The organism is Mycobacterium sp. ENV421, assembly GCF_002887815.1.
Lineage (GTDB): Bacteria > Actinomycetota > Actinomycetes > Mycobacteriales > Mycobacteriaceae > Mycobacterium.
Window position 1 is genome coordinate 1 of record NZ_PDHO01000054.1, and the last position, 16,948, is coordinate 16,948.

Annotated in this window: 17 protein-coding genes; 5 read left to right on the forward strand and 12 right to left on the reverse strand. The window is 65.2% G+C overall.

Features of this window, described 5'->3' with window-relative positions; genetic code table 11:
• Positions 1-130: 130 nt before the first annotated feature.
• The 3 genes from CRM90_RS28105 to CRM90_RS28115 are packed head-to-tail and all read right to left on the reverse strand — an operon-like array spanning position 131 to position 3,435.
• Complete coding sequence (locus CRM90_RS28105; protein WP_102810162.1) at positions 131-1,429, reverse strand: acyl-CoA dehydrogenase family protein; 1,299 nt, start codon at positions 1,427-1,429, stop codon at positions 131-133.
• Positions 1,430-1,447: 18 nt separating this feature from the next.
• The gene (locus CRM90_RS28110) at positions 1,448-2,221 is read right to left on the reverse strand and encodes an enoyl-CoA hydratase/isomerase family protein (protein ID WP_102810163.1); all 774 of its coding nucleotides are present in this window, start codon (positions 2,219-2,221) and stop codon (positions 1,448-1,450) included.
• On the reverse strand, positions 2,221-3,435 hold the full coding sequence (locus CRM90_RS28115) for an acetyl-CoA C-acetyltransferase (protein ID WP_286145672.1): 1,215 nt from the start codon (positions 3,433-3,435) through the stop codon (positions 2,221-2,223). Before CRM90_RS28115 ends, CRM90_RS28110 begins: the two co-directional genes overlap by 1 nt.
• Before the next feature lie 147 nt (positions 3,436-3,582).
• Here CRM90_RS28115 and CRM90_RS28120 point away from each other — a divergent pair, with 147 nt between their 5' ends.
• Positions 3,583-3,996 carry an Rv2576c family protein gene (locus CRM90_RS28120; protein WP_199190091.1) on the forward strand — a complete coding sequence of 138 codons (414 nt, stop codon included), beginning with the start codon at positions 3,583-3,585 and terminating at the stop codon, positions 3,994-3,996.
• Here CRM90_RS28120 and CRM90_RS28125 read toward each other — a convergent pair.
• Positions 3,912-4,598, reverse strand: a complete 687-nt coding sequence (locus CRM90_RS28125; protein ID WP_036344143.1) for a TetR/AcrR family transcriptional regulator — start codon at positions 4,596-4,598, stop codon at positions 3,912-3,914. The genes CRM90_RS28120 and CRM90_RS28125 overlap by 85 nt on opposite strands.
• A 140-nt stretch (positions 4,599-4,738) precedes the next feature.
• Between CRM90_RS28125 and CRM90_RS28130 the strand changes: the two genes are divergently transcribed.
• A complete protein-coding gene (locus CRM90_RS28130; protein ID WP_102810165.1) occupies positions 4,739-6,016 on the forward strand; it encodes a cytochrome P450 in 1,278 nt (425 codons plus the stop codon).
• 58 nt (positions 6,017-6,074) lie between these two features.
• On the opposite strand, the gene CRM90_RS28135 is transcribed toward CRM90_RS28130, so the two are convergent.
• On the reverse strand, positions 6,075-6,449 hold the full coding sequence (locus CRM90_RS28135; protein ID WP_370506226.1) for a hypothetical protein: 375 nt from the start codon (positions 6,447-6,449) through the stop codon (positions 6,075-6,077).
• 194 nt (positions 6,450-6,643) lie between these two features.
• On the opposite strand from CRM90_RS28135, the gene CRM90_RS28140 reads away from it, so the two are divergent.
• From CRM90_RS28140 to CRM90_RS28150, 3 genes are all read left to right on the forward strand, one after another.
• Positions 6,644-7,453 (forward strand): Rv1363c family protein, encoded by an 810-nt coding sequence (locus CRM90_RS28140; protein ID WP_142391476.1) that lies wholly within the window; start codon positions 6,644-6,646, stop codon positions 7,451-7,453.
• Between the two features lie 134 nt (positions 7,454-7,587).
• A complete protein-coding gene (locus CRM90_RS28145; protein WP_102810176.1) occupies positions 7,588-8,043 on the forward strand; it encodes a hypothetical protein in 456 nt (151 codons plus the stop codon).
• A 2-nt stretch (positions 8,044-8,045) separates the two neighbouring features.
• Complete coding sequence (locus CRM90_RS28150; protein WP_102810168.1) at positions 8,046-8,504, forward strand: Rv2576c family protein; 459 nt, start codon at positions 8,046-8,048, stop codon at positions 8,502-8,504.
• A 3-nt stretch (positions 8,505-8,507) separates the two neighbouring features.
• Here CRM90_RS28150 and CRM90_RS28155 read toward each other — a convergent pair whose 3' ends face one another.
• Genes CRM90_RS28155 through CRM90_RS28185 form a run of 7 tightly spaced genes read right to left on the reverse strand, consistent with a single transcriptional unit; the run spans position 8,508 to position 16,888 of the window.
• Positions 8,508-9,011, reverse strand: a complete 504-nt coding sequence (locus CRM90_RS28155) for an Rv2253/PknI dimerization domain-containing protein (RefSeq protein ID WP_102810177.1) — start codon at positions 9,009-9,011, stop codon at positions 8,508-8,510.
• Between the two features lie 13 nt (positions 9,012-9,024).
• A complete protein-coding gene (locus CRM90_RS28160; RefSeq protein ID WP_102810169.1) occupies positions 9,025-10,734 on the reverse strand; it encodes an MCE family protein in 1,710 nt (569 codons plus the stop codon).
• A complete protein-coding gene (locus tag CRM90_RS28165; RefSeq protein WP_102810170.1) occupies positions 10,734-12,086 on the reverse strand; it encodes an MCE family protein in 1,353 nt (450 codons plus the stop codon). The genes CRM90_RS28160 and CRM90_RS28165 overlap by 1 nt, the downstream gene beginning before the upstream one ends.
• Positions 12,083-13,507: an MCE family protein gene (locus tag CRM90_RS28170; RefSeq protein ID WP_102810171.1), complete on the reverse strand. Its 1,425-nt coding sequence runs from the start codon at positions 13,505-13,507 to the stop codon at positions 12,083-12,085. Before CRM90_RS28170 ends, CRM90_RS28165 begins: the two co-directional genes overlap by 4 nt.
• Positions 13,507-14,589, reverse strand: a complete 1,083-nt coding sequence (locus CRM90_RS28175; RefSeq protein ID WP_102810172.1) for an MCE family protein — start codon at positions 14,587-14,589, stop codon at positions 13,507-13,509. Before CRM90_RS28175 ends, CRM90_RS28170 begins: the two co-directional genes overlap by 1 nt.
• Positions 14,589-15,614 (reverse strand): MCE family protein, encoded by a 1,026-nt coding sequence (locus CRM90_RS28180; RefSeq protein WP_102810173.1) that lies wholly within the window; start codon positions 15,612-15,614, stop codon positions 14,589-14,591. Before CRM90_RS28180 ends, CRM90_RS28175 begins: the two co-directional genes overlap by 1 nt.
• A complete protein-coding gene (locus tag CRM90_RS28185; RefSeq protein WP_102810174.1) occupies positions 15,611-16,888 on the reverse strand; it encodes an MCE family protein in 1,278 nt (425 codons plus the stop codon). The genes CRM90_RS28180 and CRM90_RS28185 overlap by 4 nt, the downstream gene beginning before the upstream one ends.
• Between the last annotated feature and the right edge of the window lie 60 nt (positions 16,889-16,948).

Below are 16,948 nucleotides of genomic sequence, written 5' to 3' on the forward strand. Positions count from 1 at the left end.
GCTGGACGACCCGCAAACTCCCCAACGGCGACACCGAATGGATCCCACCGCCACACCTACCGATGCTGATCGGTGGGGTCAACGACTACCACCACCCCGAACGTTTCCTGCCCAACGACGACGAAAAGGACTAGCCGCGCGGAATGCCGGCCAGCTTGTCGGCGAACTTCTCCTCGGCGGCGGCACGCAATCGGAGCAGGTGCTCGGAGGGAAACAGGTCCGGCGCCGGTTCGCGGTTCTTGAGCAGCAGCCTGGCCAAGGTCACCTTGTGTACCTCCGTCGGCCCGTCGGCGAGCCCCAGCACGAACGACTCCGTAAGGTACTGCACGAACGGCATCTCGTGGCTGGTGCCCAGCGAACCGTGAATCTGCAGCGCGCGCGCCGAAACGTCGTGCAACACCTTCTGCATCATCGCCTTGACAGCCGAGATGTCTGCCCGCACCGCCTTGTAGTCGTTGTACTGGTCGATCTTCCACGCGGTCTGCAAGGTCAGCAGCCGGAACGCCTCGATCTCCATCCAGGAGTCGGCGATCATCTCCTGCACCATTTGCTTGTCCGCCAGCACACTGCCCTGGGTGTAGCGCGACACCGCCCGCTCGCAGATCATGTCGAAGATCCGCCGCACCAGGCCGACGGTGCGCATCGCGTGGTGAATTCGGCCGCCACCCAGGCGGGTTTGCGCCACCACGAACGCGCCACCACGCGGGCCGAGCATGTGGTCGGCGGGCACCCGCACGTTCTCGTACCGCACGTAACCCTCGCGCCCGCCGCCCCCGAGCGGCTGGTACCCCAGCCCGACATCGCGCAGGACGTTGATGCCGGGGGTACCGCCGGGCAGCACGAACATCGAATACCGCTCGTAGGGCGCGGCATCGGGGTCCGTCATCGCCATCACGATGATGAACGACGCCTTCGACGCGAACGACGAATACCACTTCTCGCCGTTGATGACCCAGTGGTCGCCGTCCTGCACAGCGGTGGTCTCGAAGATCTTCGGATCCGCGCCGCCCTGCGGTTCGGTCATCGAAAAGCAGGAGATGATGCGGTTGTCCAGGAGTGGCTCGAGGTAACGCTCCTTGAGCTCCGGCGTGCCATAGTGGGCGAGGATCTCACTGTTGCCCGAGTCGGGTGCCTGCGAGCCGAAAACTATTGGCGCGCATTCCGACCGGCCGAGGATCTCGTTGAGTAGCGCCAGCTTCACCTGACCGTAGCCCGGGCCGCCGAGATGCGGGCCGAGGTGAGTTGCCCACAGGCCACGGTCTTTGACGATCTGCTGCAGCGGCGGAATCAGCGCCTGACGTACCGGGTCGGTGAGGTCATGGGATTCTGTGACGATGTAGTCGATCGGCTCACACTCCGAGCGAACGAACTCCTCGACCCACTTCAGTTGATCCGCCCACTCCGGGTCAGTGGAGAAATCCCACGACATATGCTTCGTCCCTTTCGATTACGACCGGCTGGATCTGCGAGCTGCCGCATCATCGGTCGCATGGCTGAGAACCTGATTGCGGTTCTCCAACTCCAGCGCCTGGCCCAACCCCGCGGCGGCGATGTTCACCTGCAGCGCCCGCTTCGTCAGCTGAACACCGAACGGCGCTAAATCGGCAACCCCACGGGCGATGTCGACGGCTCGCTCGGCAAGCTTCTCCGGCTCCACCAGTTGGCTCACCAAGCCCCGACGGTCCGCCTCCTCGGCAGACACGGTGCGGCCGGTGAGCATCCAGTCCGCGGCGACCCCCGCCCCGACGATCCGGGGCAGGTGATAGCTCATCCCCATCTCCGCACCCGACAGCCCGAGCAGGATCGCCGCGTTCCCGAATGTGGCTGCAGTGGAACATATCCGGATATCGGCGGCGAGGCTCAACGCCAGCCCGGCCCCCACGCACGCTCCGTTGACCGCCGCGACCACCGGTTGCGGCAGGTCGGCGACCGCGCGCACCAGGCCCGCCATCGCCTCCTGGAACCGCATCCGGTCGATAGCGGGGGCCTGGGCGTCGAGCATGCCCGGGCCGAAGTCACGGATGTCGATACCCGAACAGAAGCCGCGCCCGGCGCCGGTGATCACCACCGCGTGTACCGACGTGTCCCGCGCCAGCGAGGCCAGCAGCAGCGCAAGCTCGTCGCGCATCACCTCGTTGATCGCGTTGAGTTGTTTCGGGCGATTGAGCCGGATCAGCACGACGCCGGTTGCGGGCGTCTCGATTTCGAGGGTCTCGGTCATCAGACTCGCTCGATGACGGTCGCCGTGCCCATCCCACCGCCGGTACACATGGTGACCAAGCCGGTGGTGAGGTCGCGGCGCTCCAACTCGTCGAGGACGGTGCCGATCAACATGGCCCCGGTGGCCCCGATCGGATGTCCGAGCGCGATCGCTCCGCCGTTGACGTTGACCCGTTCGGGGTCCAGATGCAGATCGCGAATCGTCTTGAGCGGCACCGCGGCGAACGCCTCGTTGATCTCCCAGAGATCGATGTCGCCGACGGTCATTCCAGCCTTGGCCAGGCAACGCTCGGCTGCCGGCCCGGGCGCGGTGAGCATGATGACCGGCTCGCTGCCGATCGCCGCGGCGGCGCGAACCCGCGCACGCGGCACCGCACCGTGAGCCCGCGCCCACTCCGCGGACGCCAGCGTCACCACCGCGGCACCGTCGACGACGCCCGACGAGTTGCCGGCATGGTGAACATGGTCGATGCGCGCCACATCCGGGTACCGGCTCAGACAGATCTCGTCGAAGCTGAGGTCCTCGCCGTCCAGGTTCGCTGCGCCCATCCGCTCAAAGGCGGGTGGCAGCTTGGCCAACTTTTCCGCTGTCGTACCCGGCCGCGGGTGCTCGTCGGAGTCCGCGACGACCTCTCCGTCACGGCCCCGCACCGCGATGATCGACCGGTCGAAGTGCCCGCCCGCGATGGCCGCTGCGGCGCGGTCCTGGCTGGTGACCGCGAACGCGTCGACGTCCGCCCTGCTGAATCCCTCCATCGAGGCGATCAGGTCCGCCGAAACACCCTGCGGCACGGTCGGATACAACCGCCGGAAGGCCGGATTCGCTCCGTCGATCGTCGGCGCACCGACGCTGACGTTCCAGCGTGACATCGATTCCACGCCGCCGGCCACCACCAAATCCTGCTGGCCGCCGGCGATCCCGGCGGCCGCCACCGTGACGGCCTGCTGTCCGGATCCGCAGAAGCGGTTCAACGTCATCCCCGGGACCGTCTGCGGCCAGCCGGCCAGCAGCAGCGACAGCCTGGCGATGTCGTCACCGTGCTCCCCCGCCAAGATGCCGTTACCGGCGATCACATCGTCGACGGCGGCGGGGTCGAAGCCGAGCCGATCGACTGTCGCGGTGAGGCACTGTGCCAACAGATCCTGCGGATGCACACCGTGCAGCGCGCCGTCGGGGCGGCCACGGCCGCGAGGAGTGCGCACCGCGTCGAGGATGAGTGCGTCCCTGATGGCCGGCCCCCTTACTGGGAATGCTGCTTCGCCGAAAGCGAGAATAGAGTTCTCTAAGCGCACTGTTGCACAGAAGGTCCCACCACACAAGAAACCGTCCACCGGGACGACTTCGCCATGTCAAACTGAGCCATGCGCTTTGTCCGGGTGGGTTCTGCGATCGCACTGGCTGCGGTGTGCGTGGCCGCTTCGTCGGCTCCTGCCGGCGCCGAAGAGCCACTGCACCAAGTCACATACAGCGTGTTCTCGGAACTGCCGTTCCGGGCTGCCGACATCTATTACCGGGACACCGAGCCCGCGAACTGGTCGGACTACAGCCACGACCCCTACGTGTTCAGCCCGAAGGTCGAGGCGGACATCGGCCCCACCAAGAAGTGGGTGCTCAACGTGACGTTGGCGAACCCCGACGAGTGGGCGATGGTGGCGGCCACCAGCGGGCTATCTCCCACCCCGCCGAACGTTCACTGCGTACTTGCGGTCGACGGCGTCGTCGTCGCGGAGAACTCCGGGCCCAAAGGCGCGCTCTGCTCGCTGCGCCATTGGTGAGCTGAGTCGTCCACCGGCAGCGGCGGTCCTTCCATCAGCGTGAGGTAGCGCTCCACGAGTTCCATGGTCTCCGCGTGGCCCGCGGTCACGCCGAGCGCCTCGCCCAGCATGACCACCGTCGACAGACCGGTCAGCAGGATCGACCAGACCACCGGCGGCACTTCACTGGGCAGCACACCGTGCCGGTCCAGCGCGGTCACGAACACTTCTCGCTGCTGCTCGCGGAACAGCTCGGCGTATCGCGACATCTCGGTGCGCAGCGCCTTGCGATGGTTGGCCAGCGCCGCCATCTCCATCGTCAGACGGCTGGCGTCGGGGTTGATCCCGAATCGCCAGAGCGCCCACAACGGTTGCGGCGAGGCGAGCGCCACCCGGTGGGCTTCCATTCCCTGATCGGCGTAGCGGCGGAAGATCTCCAGGAACAGGTCGTCCATCGTGCGGAAGTAGTAGTGCACGAGTTGCGGCTTCAGTCCCGCTTTCTCGGCGACCCGACGTGACGTCACCGCCGCGTAGCCCTCTTCGATCAGCAGCTGTTCAGCGGCGTCCAACAGCACCGCACGATTCTTCGCGTCGGGCGCACCGATCCGCCGCGCCGATGCCATCTGCCACCTCTGCTCTGTCCACGACCGCCGATTGAACACGCCGATAGTACGTGGGCCGATGCGATCCAGCCTTGACCACGTACTTTACGCCATGCTAAGCAGGTGCACAGCAATCAGCCCGCCGGGAGGAAATAACACGCATGACCGATTTCGCCACCGTTGACTTCCTCACCGATCAGTCGCTGGTTCCCGACCCGTACCCGTACTACGACTACCTGCGTGAGCAGAGCCCGGTGTTGCGGCTCGAGCCGCACGGGTTCGTGGCTGTCACCGGCTACGAAGAAGCCCTCGAGGTCTACAAGAATCCCGAGGACTTCTCCAACATCGTGGCCCTCGGCGGACCGTTCCCGCCCCTGCCCTTCACCCCCGACGGCGACGACCTCAACGCTGCGATCGATGCGCACCGCAACCAGTTCCCCATGTACGAGCACATGGTGACGATGGACCCGCCCGACCACACCAAGGCGCGTTCACTGCTCAGCCGCTTGCTGACTCCCAAGCGCCTCAAGGAGAACGAGGACTTCATGTGGCGGCTGGCCGATCGCCAGCTCGACGAGTTCCTCTCCCTGGGCCACAGCGAGTTCCTGGCCGAGTACGCAAAACCGTTCTCGCTGTTGGTGATTGCCGATCTGCTCGGTGTGCCCGAAGAGGATCACAAGGAATTTCGCACGGTGCTCGGCGCCGATCGGCCGGGCGCCCGGGTGGGCTCGCTCGACCACGAGAAGATGGGGCTCAACCCGCTGGAGTTCCTCGACGAGAAGTTCAGCGCCTACCTGGAGGAACGTCGCCGCAATCCCCGCGAGGACGTGCTCACCGAACTGGCGAGCGCGAAGTACCCGGACGGGTCGACCCCCGAGATCATCGACGTGGTCCGCACCGCGACATTCCTGTTCGCCGCCGGCCAGGAGACCACCGCCAAGCTGCTGTCGGCGGCGATCAAGGCTCTGGTGGAGCGACCCGACCTGCAGCAGGCGCTGCGTGAGGACCGCAGTTTGATCCCGACCTTCGTCGAGGAGTCACTGCGCCTGGAGAGCCCGGTCAAGAGCGATTCCCGGCTGGCTCGCCGGAGCACCACGCTCGGCGGCATGAACATCAAAGCCGGGACCGTCGTCATGGTGTTGCCCGGTGCGGCCAACCGGGATCCGCGGCGATTCACCGACCCCCACGAATTCCAGGTCCGCAGGCCCAACGTCCGCGAGCACATCGCGTTCGGCCGTGGCGCCCACTCCTGCCCCGGCGCACCGCTGGCGCGAGTGGAGGGACGGGTCTCGCTGGAGCGCATGCTGGACCGGATGGGCGAGATCACCATCGACGAGGAGTACCACGGCTCGGCCGGCGACCGCCGCTACAACTACGAGCCGACGTACATCCTGCGCGGGCTGGCAGACATCCACGTGAAGTTCACGGGCAGGGGCTAGCCGCACCAAAAGAGCCCTGGCCGCCCATCGGCGGACCAGGGCTCTTTTGGATCAGGTACTAAGCGTCGCCCTGCACCCAGCGGGTCCGCCCGCCGGCCGCGACACAGGTCAGAAACATCCCGTCGGGAGCCTGCGCGACGGAGTTCTCGTAGCCGACGCAGTCGGCGTTCAAGTTCTTGACGCCCACCATGGGCGGCGACCGGAAATACCGGGGTTCGTAGCGCCGCGGTGAGCCGCAGAAAATCAACCGGCCCCAGTTGTTGCGGGTATCGACGCCGAACACGTAATACGTCGTATTGCTGCACGGGGCACCGAGTTCGACACCCGGCGTGATGCCCGGGGTGCAGAACGCGTCATTGCATTCGTTGGCGTTGATCGGCGGCCCGTCGGGATCCGCGGACGCCGACGCCGGCATCAACATTCCAGCCGCCATGAGTGCAGCAACAACTGCCACGGTCGATCGCACTCGAACACTCTCGCATATTTGGTAACCGAATTCTCCGGGTCTTCACAAGAAACCGGCAAGAAAACCTGCCTCCCACAGACCGGGTTTGTCGCTGTGTAATGCTGGGCAGCAGTGCTAGCGTCGCGCGTCGCCATGCGACCGCGATGAACGAGGAGGGTCCCATGCCGCCGGGCAACCGTGAATCCGAAGCTCCCGACGCCGACGACCTGGACTCCGCGGAGGCTGCGGAGGCTGCAGCGGCGGCCGCCGAGGCTCGCGCCGAGGCAGCCCGGGCGCGCGCAAACGAATTGCGCCGCAAGCTGGCCGAGTCTCGCGACGAGGCGCCGGACGTCCCGGAGACCGGGTTCGCGGCAGGCGCGGATGGCCCGGAGGCTTCTGAGCTCGCCGAGGGTGCCGAAGACCGTGAGGACGCCGAGGCCGACGACACCGAGGAAGCCACTGCGGACGCCGTGCCCGCGAAGCCGAAGAAGCCGAAGAAGAAGCGCTCCTGGGCCAGAATCGTCGCCGCGTCAATCACCGTCCTCGCGATCCTCGGCTTGCTCAGCGTGACCGGATACATGGTCTGGAAACACCGGGACGCCGAGGCGCAGCGGCACCGCACCGCCGAGTTCTCGGCAGCAGCCCGCCAAGGCGTGGTGAACCTGATGTCGATGGACTTCAATCAGGCCAAGGAGAGCGTGCAGCGGGTCATCGACGACTCGACGGGCAAGTTCAAAGCCAATTTCCAGGACGGCGCCGACGATCTGATCAAGGCGATGCAGCAATCGAAGGTCGTCACCAAGGTCACCGTCAACGACACCGCCGTCGAGTCGATGGACAAGGATTCGGCCACCGTGCTGGTCGCGGCAACCTCGCAGCGCACCGGGCCGGATGCGCCCAAGGAGGATCAGCAGCCCCGGGTCTGGCGGGTCGTGGTCAGCCTGGAGCGCGACGGCGACCAGCTGAAGGTGTCGGACGTCGAATTCGCCTGACCGGCGAACAGAACCACCAAACCCTTTCTCCGGGAAGCCGGAAGATAGTATTCTCCGATGACGAGAATGCCAATCTCGCAGCGTGCGACAATCGGGGCTTCGCACCGTGCGCATCGAACGTGGAGGAAGCCAGCGTGAAATCCCTTGTGATCACCACGGTGGTGGTGGCGGCAACGGTGGCACTCGCACCGCCGGCATCCGCTGAGATGTACCTGGGCAACTACGAGCTGATCATGCCCGACCGCAGGGATTTTCATACCTGGGTCTGGTCGGCCATAACCCCGTGCAAAGTCGGGAACACCAACATTCCCAACTGCATTCACATCCTCACGCTGCCCCGCCCGATCGCGAAAGCCGTTCAGAGTGAAGCTGACGCGCCACTGGTCAACGGCCAGTACACCTTCACCGTCGATGACCCGTTCGGGCTGCGCTGTGGTGACATCTATTACGGCCCAACCATTCCCACCCATGACGTGTACACCTGGGACGCCAACACCCTCGCCGGCTCGATGGTGTCGACCTTCGATGCCGGGTGCGACGGCGCCCCGGGCGGCAGCTTCACCTACCCGTTCAGCCTGAACCGGATGTGACCATGCGACTCATCTCGAATATCAATGCCGCTGTACTGACTGTCCTGTGCACCGCAACCGGTTTCGCGGCACCCGCGCTGGCCGACGATCCGCTACCCGGTGGCGATCCGGCTCCTCCCCCGCCGCCGCCCGCCTACAACGTGCGGTACACCGTGACCGCCGACAAGCCGGTCAACGCCGAGATCTATTACCGCGACACCGATCCGCCGTCGTTCTCCGACTACAGCCACGACCCGTATGTCTTCAGCCCCAACGCCGAAGCGACGGTCGGGCCCAACAAGCCGTGGGTCCTCGAGGCCACCCTGACCGATCCGATGCAGTGGGGCATGGTTCTCGTTCAGGCCACCGGCGCATTGCCCAAGGCCGCCGCCGGCTTCAACTGCACGATGGAGATCAACGGCCAGGTGGTGAAGCGAGACAGCGGCCCCAAGGGTGCGCTGTGCTCGCTACGGAACTGGTAGCGGCTACAGCTTTTTCATGTAGAAGGGCATCTCGATCACCGGCCACTGGTTGCGGCCGCACGATCCACTCGGGCCGATGACCCGGTTCTCGCCGGTGTATTCACTCGCCGCCGCGTCATAATGACCGTCGGAGCCCACCGGATAGATCTTGTACTCCTGGAAGCCCTCAATTGCCGCGCCGTCGGCGCAGAACCGCCAATTCGGAACCGTACGTTTGACGTACCACAAACCGTTCGTGGTGAAGATCGGAGCAGTCCAGCCCGCATCGCTGGTCACAGTGCCGGTGCACTCGGTCGGCGAGATGCACTGAGTCGAAATGGTCCAGGTGTTGCGCTCGGACGGCTGGTCCTCGTAGCGCGAGTTGACCTTGGCCCAGTCCCCGTTCGACGACGTCGCGAACGTCCCGTTGATGCCCCAGTCCTGCTCTGCCGCAGCGGGTCCCGCACAGGTGATCCCGGCGAGTGTGACAGCCGCGCAGGCGGCCGTCAGTGCCCGTACTACACGCATCGACATACCCCTTTCAGCTCTGCAGCATGTCCTGCCACGTCGTTGCCGGCTTGGCGAGGTTGGTCTGGCGATACAGCGTCCCGTCGCTCCCCATGTACTGGCCTGTGCGCGGATCGTACTTCGCGACCTGCAGCGCCGGAGCCTTCTGCGCGTTCGGAGTGAAACCACTCGGCGCGACCTGCGGCACACCAGGATCTGGTGGCGGTGCCGGCTGCTGATCGGGCGGCAGCATGTTGGCGGGTCCCGGCAGGTTGATCGGAGCCGGACCGACGTCGCCTTCAGGACCCGGCGGTGAGACTGGCGGTGCCTGATAGATCGGCTGACCGGGCAGCAGCGGACCCGGACCGGTGCCTGCAAAATTCGGTGGCGGCGAGTCAACCGGCGGTGCGCCCGGTGGCGGCGCCGCCACCCCGGGCGGCAAGGGGGTGCCCTGAAGCGGCCCGTAGATGTTGGAGTCCGGCAGGACCCGGCTGTCGACCGGGATACCCTGAGCGACCAGATTCGGATCGATCGGATAGGGCCCGGTGACGTGTTGGCGCTGCGCGAGCGGCTGGAAACCGTTGGGGTCGTTGCACAGCTCGACCGTCGGAGCGCGCCTGCCGGGATGCTCCATGCACGGGTAGTTGCGCGCTCCCCGAACCGCCACCGGCGAGTCCTGCGGAAGCTTGCAGTACAAGTTGTCCGGGGTATCGACAATCGAGGTGTCGGCGGGATTCCGCCACGACGATGGCGGGAGGAACCCGACCGTGCACGCAGCCGGATCACCGAGGCCCAAGGAGAAGTCACCGTTCGGTAGGCCGGTGGGGTTGTTGGTAGGCGCGTACGTCTGGATCTGGGCGACGAACGGCGGAACGAGCACCAGCAACTGCTCGACCGACTTGTTGTACGTCAGGAAGATCTGACCGAACGTCGTCAGGTTCGCCAACAGCACGGGCAGTGTGGGCTTCAACTGCTCCAGCAGCTTCGAGGTCTCCTGAGCGAATCCAGGACCGTTGCGAAGGATCGACCTGAACTGCGGATCGTTGTCGGCGACCTGCCCGGTGATACCGGCCAGGCTCTGCGCCCAGGTCCGGATCGAATCAGTGGTCATCTCCTGCGCGCCGAGGAACGGTCGCACATCGTCGACCAGCGCGCGAGTGTTGTCCGATACCCCGTTGGCGTCCCTCGTGATGGTCGAGCCCGAATCAAGGAGCGAGCCGAATTCGTAGCCGGTGCCATCGAACGCCTGGTACGTCTCGCCGAGCAGCTGGCTGAGCTTGTCCTTGGGGATGGTGTCCATCAGCTTGCTGACCTGGTCGAGCATCGGACCCACCGACTGCGGGATCGACGTGTTGCCGACGGGAATGACAGAGCCGTCTTCCAGGTAGGGCGCTTTGTCGTTGCGGGGCAACAGTTCCACATACTGCTCGCCGACCGCCGACATGCTGCGTACCTCGGCCTTGAGGTCGGCCGGGATCTTCGGCGACGTGTCCAGCGACAGCGTGGCCTGGGCACCCGTATCGGTCAACTCGATAGAGGTGACCTTGCCGACCTGCAGCCCCCGGTAGGTGACATTGCTGAACTTGTAGAGGCCGCCGGTGGCGGGTAGCTCCAGTTTGACGGTCAGTCGGCCCACCCCCAGCAGAGTGGGTATCTGGATGTAGGCGAACAGCATGATGGCCACACCGACGATCGAGGCGATCGTGAAGATGATCAGCTGAGTCCGCACAAAACGGGTGAGCATCAGCCACCCCCTCCTGTCGGCGGTGCAGGCGAGGTAGTCGCCGGCGGATTCGGTTGCGCACCATAGGGTCCGGCGAAGATCGGCTGGACACCAGTTGCTGCGAGCTGTTCCTGGGTGTAGATCTGCGTACCGGGCATCGCCGACGGCGACGGCGGCACCAGGGGCAGGATCGGACCCGCGGCAGCGAGCGCTGCCGGTGGCGCCGCCTGCGGCGGGTTGTCGTCGAAGGCATCCGGCGGTGGCGGGGTGACCCCCGTCTTGAGCGGGTCGTAGGTGTAGTTCAAATAGACCGGGTCGCCCGGCGCGGGAATGAGCTGGGCGCCTTCCTGCCCCCAGCGGGTACCGAGGAACAGGGTGCGCTTCAACCGCGGAACGGTCAGGTCGATGACGGCGAACAGGTTGTAGTAGTCGCCCCGGATCGCGCGGTCTATGAAGCTCTGCGTGAACGGGAAGTGGACCGCGTATTCCAGCAACGCATCGAGATCGGGGCCGACGTCGGCGAATGCCTTGAACGCCGGCTCCAGGTTCTTCAGGTTCGCCACCAAGTCGGCCTGCGATTCGTTGACCAACCGATTGGCCGTGTCGCTGAACGTGCCCAGCTTCTCCAGCGCCGTTGTCAGCGTCGGCCTTTCCTTGATCAACACATCGATGGCCGGCGGAATCTTCTGGAGCGCCTTGGTGAGATCGTCACGCTGCCCGGCGAACGTCGACGCCATCCGATTGAGAGACTGAATGGCCGAGACGATGTTGTCGCGCTGGCCGTCCAGAGTTCCGACGAAGGTGTCCAGCCGGGCGATCAGGTCGCGGAACGCGGCCTCGTTGCCGTTGACCGCGGTACTGAAGTTGTGGATGACATCACCGATCTGGCCCAGCCCGCCGCCGTTGACCACCGCCGCCAGCGAGGCCAGGGTCTGCTCGGTGGTCGGATAGGTCGAGGACGCGTTCAGCGAAATCGTCGCACCGGGGTTGAGCTTGCCGCTCGGCGCTTGGCCGATCGGAGTGTTCAACGACAAGTGCATGGAACCCAGCAGACTGGTCTGGCCGACACTGACGACAGCATTGGCCGGCACGACGACATCGGGCTTCACCGAGAATTCCACGTCGGCATGCCAGTTCTTGACCGTCAACTTCCGCACGCTACCGACGACGACGTCATTCATCATGACCGGCGAGTTCGGTTCCAGGGTCGCGATATTCGCCACCTCGGCGTAGTAGACGTCGGCATCGGATCCGCGGCCCACGGCGCCGGGCAGCGGCAGCGAGTTGACACCCTGGAACGCGCACGCACTGGTGGTCACCGCAGCGCATGCCCCGGCGATCACCGCCCGACGCAACGACTTTCCGCCGATCATGGCGTCCCTCCTGCTTCCGCGGCCATCGGAGGACCGGGCGCGGGGCCCGGGGCCGCACCCGTCGGGTTCAACATGCTGGGCAGTGACGAGATCACACTCGGAATCTGTGCGGGTGCTCCCCCGGGCAGCAGCTGTGCGGCACCAGGCGGGGCCTCCCCCGGCGCGCGCCCGGTGAACGGGGGCGGGCCGGGCGTCACGCCTTGGTATGCCGAAATGGCAGGCGCCTGCGGAGGCACGTCGGGCGTGGGGCCGCCGGCGCCGGGTGCCAGGTTGGGCTCGGAGTAGACCAGGTCGTCCGGGTTGGCGGCCGGCATCAGGTAGGGATCGATGCCGAGCGGCAGGTAGTTGAAGTTCAGCAGGCGAAGGGCCGGGCCCAGATACTGGCTGCACAACTTTGCCGTCTCCGGTGCCGTGGTGTTCTCGATCGCTCCGATTGCGCCGCAGACGAATTCGGTCGGATTGGAGAAGTTGTTGAACACGAACTGGCCCACCGCACTGCCGGCGGACGGGCTGTAGATGTTGTAGGCGTTGGTCAACGCGTTGGGGGCGATATGGAGGATGTTCTCGATCTCCATCTTGTTCTCGAGCAGATTCGAGGTGACCGTCGTCAGATGCTGGATCTGTTCGGAGGCCTGATTGCGGCTGCCCGCCACGAACCGCTGGATGTCGACGATCGCCACCGACAGGTTCTTCAGCGCGCCGTCGAGATCTGACCTGTTGCCGTCGATCACACTGGTCAAGGTGGCCAGTCGATTCTGGAACATCACCACCTGCTCGTTGCTATCACGCAATGTGGTGACGAAGTTCTGCAGGTTCTTGATGATGTCGACGATGTTGCCGCTGCCGCCGGCCAGCACACGGGACACCCCGGCTAGCTCGGTGATGGTCTGACGAAGCTTGTCGCCGTTACCGTCCAAGGCGTTGGCGGCACTATCGATGAAGCGTGACACCGACGTGCCGGAGACGCCGCTTTGCGGTCCGAGGTCGGTGGCCAGCCGCATGAGCTGTTTCTTCACCTCATCCCACTCCACCGGGATTGCGGTGCGGTCCAAAGGGATTACCGCGTCGTCGGCCATCTTCGGGCCGACATTGTTCCGGTAGGCCGGCGTCAACTGCACATAGCGGGCAGCGACCAGGTTCTGCGCCACGATCACGGCCTTGGCGTCGGCGGGAATCGGGACGTCGCGGTCGACGTCGAGCACCAGCTTGGTCTGCGTGCCCTCCGGTTCGATCGCCTTGATGGTGCCCACCTTGACGCCCGACACCCGGACGTCGTCACCGGGGTAGATACCAGTCGCGGTGGTGAAGATGGCGTTGACCGTCTTCGGGCCGAAGAAGATGTTGCGTACGAGAACCGCCGCACCCACCACCAGCAGCCCGGCCAGCAGAACCGACAGCACCTTCACCCAACGTCTGCGCATCAGCGGGACCCTCCCGGAATGCCGTTGTACGGCAGCGGCAATTCGGCGCGTGGCCCGGCGTTGTCCGGCGGCTGGCCCGCGTTGACGCCACGGCGGAAGCCGAACGCGTAGTCCATGAACGGCTGCAGCAACTGCGCGGGCTGCAGGTTCGGCACATACGCGTTGTAGTACGGGCCGTTGGCCAACGTCTCACCCTCGGACAGGATGAACTTCTTCACGTTCGGCAGCATCTTGGCGATGTTGTCCTTGTTCTTCTCCAGCACCGCGACAACCGAATTCAGCCGCTGCAGGGTGGGCGCCAGTTTGTCTTCGTTGTCATGGACCAGACCGGTCAGCTGCTGTGACACCGCGGCGGTGTTGGCCAGCAGGTCGACGATGGCTTCACGCCGGTCGTTCAGCACGCCCAGCAGGTCGTTCGCATTCAGGATCAGGGTGTTCAGCTGCTGGCTGCGCTGTCCGAGCACGGTGGTGACGTCGGCGGCGCTCTTGAACAGGCCGGCCAGATTCTCGTTGCGGCTGTTGAGGGACCGGGAAAGCTTGCTCAGGCCGTCGAAGGTCGGCCCCAGTTTCGGCGCGAGCTGGTCGATCGTGGCTGACAGGGTGTCCAGCGACTGGTTGAGCGAGGCGGTGTCGGTGCCGGCGGTGTTGGACGTCAGATCGCTGACGGCTTCGGTGAGTGAGTAGGGCGACGACGTGCGCGTCGTCGGGATCACGTCGCCGGAGCGGAGAGTGCCGCTGCCTGCCGATTCCAGTGTGAGAACCCGCTCGCCCAGCAGGGAGCCGGTGCGGATGTGCGCCGCGGTCTGCGAACCCAGCGCGTATTTGCCCGCGGTCGTGAAGGTGACCAGCGCGTCGCCGTTGTCCAGCGCGACATCGGTCACGGACCCAATCTTGATCCCGGACAGCGTCACGTCGTTGCCGACGGTGATCCCGCCGGCTTCGGTGAACAACGCTTGATGGCGCACCGACGTAGCCAGCTGCAGCAAGCGTTCGGGTTGCAATCCCACAGCGATCACCAACAGGATCAGGACCGCGCCGAGGAAACCGGCACGCCACAAGTTAGAAGCTCGGTATTTCAGCATTAGGGCTCCGCACACCTACCGGATTCTTGTTTGATCATCGGGAACACCCCGGTGCGTCCCTGAAGATCGGTCACCCGGATCGACAGGCCGCAGATGTAGTACATGATCCAGCTGCCGTACGCACCGAGCCGGGCCATCTTGCGATAGTTATCGGGCCCCCTCTGCAAGCCTCGGTCGAAGACGATCTTGTTGTCATCCAACAGCGGCGCCAGACGGTTGAGCTGCTCGATATCCCCCTTCAGCGGGGCGCGGGCCTCGTTCAACAGACTGGTCAGCGACGCGGTTCCGTTGTCCAGCTGGGTGATCGCGGTGCCGATCGGCTCGCGATCCTGCGACAGCCCGGTGATCAACTTCTCCAGCTTGTCGATGGCGCCGGAGAACTTGTCGCCGTCCTTGGCGAGAGTGTCGACGACGACCTTGAGGTTGTCGATGAGCTGCTCGACCGTTTGGCTGTTGTCGGCCAACGCATTCGAGAATGACGTGGCGTGACCCAGGAGCGAATCGAGGGTGTCGCCCTGACCCTGCAGGATATTGATCAGCGACGCGGTCAACGCATTGACGTCCTGCGGGTTGAGCCCCTGGATCACCGGCCGCAATCCGCCGAGAAGGAGGTCCAGGTCCAGGGCGGACTGGGTGCGGTCTTTGGGGATCTGCGACCCCGCGGGCAGCACCCGGGTCGAGCCTGGTCCGTCGACGAGCTCCAGATACCGGTCACCGGTCAGATTCAAATAGCGCACTGCCGCTTGGGTTCCGGTGGTCAAGACGATGTCGCGGTCGGCATCGAACTTCACCAGAACACTCTTGTCGGCCAGTAAGTCAACACTGTTGACGGTGCCGACCCGGACACCCGCCACCCGGACCGTGTCGCCGTCCTTGAGCCGGGAGGCGTCCGCGAACACCGCCGAGTATCCGTTGGTCGAGCCGCTGCGGTAGTTGCTGAACGTCAGGAACAGGAACGCTGTCAGCACCACCATGATGACGGCGAACACGCCGAACTTGACGAGTGTGCTTGTGGTGCGCATCATCCGGGCTGTCCGATCTGTGCGGTGTTGCGCGGCGGTCCGTCCAGCGGGCCGAACAACAGCTGCTTGAGACCGTCGGAGTTCAGCAGGATGCCCTGGTTGCCGTACTGCCACGGATTGATGCCGGTGTCGGTCACCAGATACTTCGACCGGTTACCAAACCCGATGTAGGGCAGGCCCATGCACTGCGGTCCACCCTTGGCGCCGACCTTGGGCAGGTTCGACGGATAGCGGTAGCGCTCGATGCCGAGTGTGAACGCGACGTTGACCAGGACGCCGGGATCCAGCAGGGGCGGCTGCAGCCGAACGAAGTTCATGCCTTCGAGCGTGCAGTTGATGGCCGGTGCATATTCGTTGAACAGTGCCGTGGTGGGCGTCAGCAGGTGGAGCACCTTGCTCAGTGCCGGCTGGTTGGTTCCGAGCACCTCGTTGCCCTGATCGGCCAGCCCGATCATGTTGACCAGGAACGTATCCAGGTTCTGCTGCTCGTCGACGATGCTCTGGCTGATCTTGTTGGTGTTCTGCACGGTCTTGACCAGATCCGGCGCGGCATCGGCGTACGCGGCGGCCACCGGCGCGGTCAGTTCGATGTCCTTGGCCATGTTCGGCAGGCTGGGCTCCAGCTTGGCGAGCAGGCTGTCGAAGTCGGCAACGGTTTGTCCGAATTGCTTGCCGCGCCCCGCGAACGCTTTCGACAGTGCACCGAGCGTGGCGTTCAGCTGGGTCGGGTCGATCTTGTTAAGGACCTGATTCAGCTGTTGGAAGACCGTGTTGATCTCGACCGTGACGTGCTGCCCCTGCAGAACCTGGCCTGCATACATGGGTCTCGGCGACGGATCGGTCGGCGGCTCGAAGTTGACGTACTTGGCGCCGAACACCGTCGTCGAGGCGATGTCGGCGACCACGTTCGACGGGATCTTGCGAAGCTCAGCGGGATCCATCGCCAGGTGCAGCGCCGCCGTGCCGTCGGCGCGGCTCTCGATCGACTCGACCTTGCCGACCTGGACACCGCGCATCTTGACCCTGGCGTCGGGGTTCATGACGAGGCCGGCGCGGTCGGAGATCACGGTCACCGGAACGGTTTTGGTGAAGTCGCCGCGGAACAGGCCGACGGCGACCGCGACGATCGCCACCACCACGACCACGGTGGACAGGCCGGCCACCGGCCGCGCCCAACCGGTCGCGCCGAAGCTGGCGCCGGTTCGGGCCGCCACCGGTGCGGCGGTGGTTTCGGTTTCGGAGCGGTCGGCCGGGCCCGGACCGAGATTGCGTGTCACGTCATCTCCCTATCCGGACAGGTTGAAGTTGCCGTTGGAGCCGTAGATGGCCAGCGATAT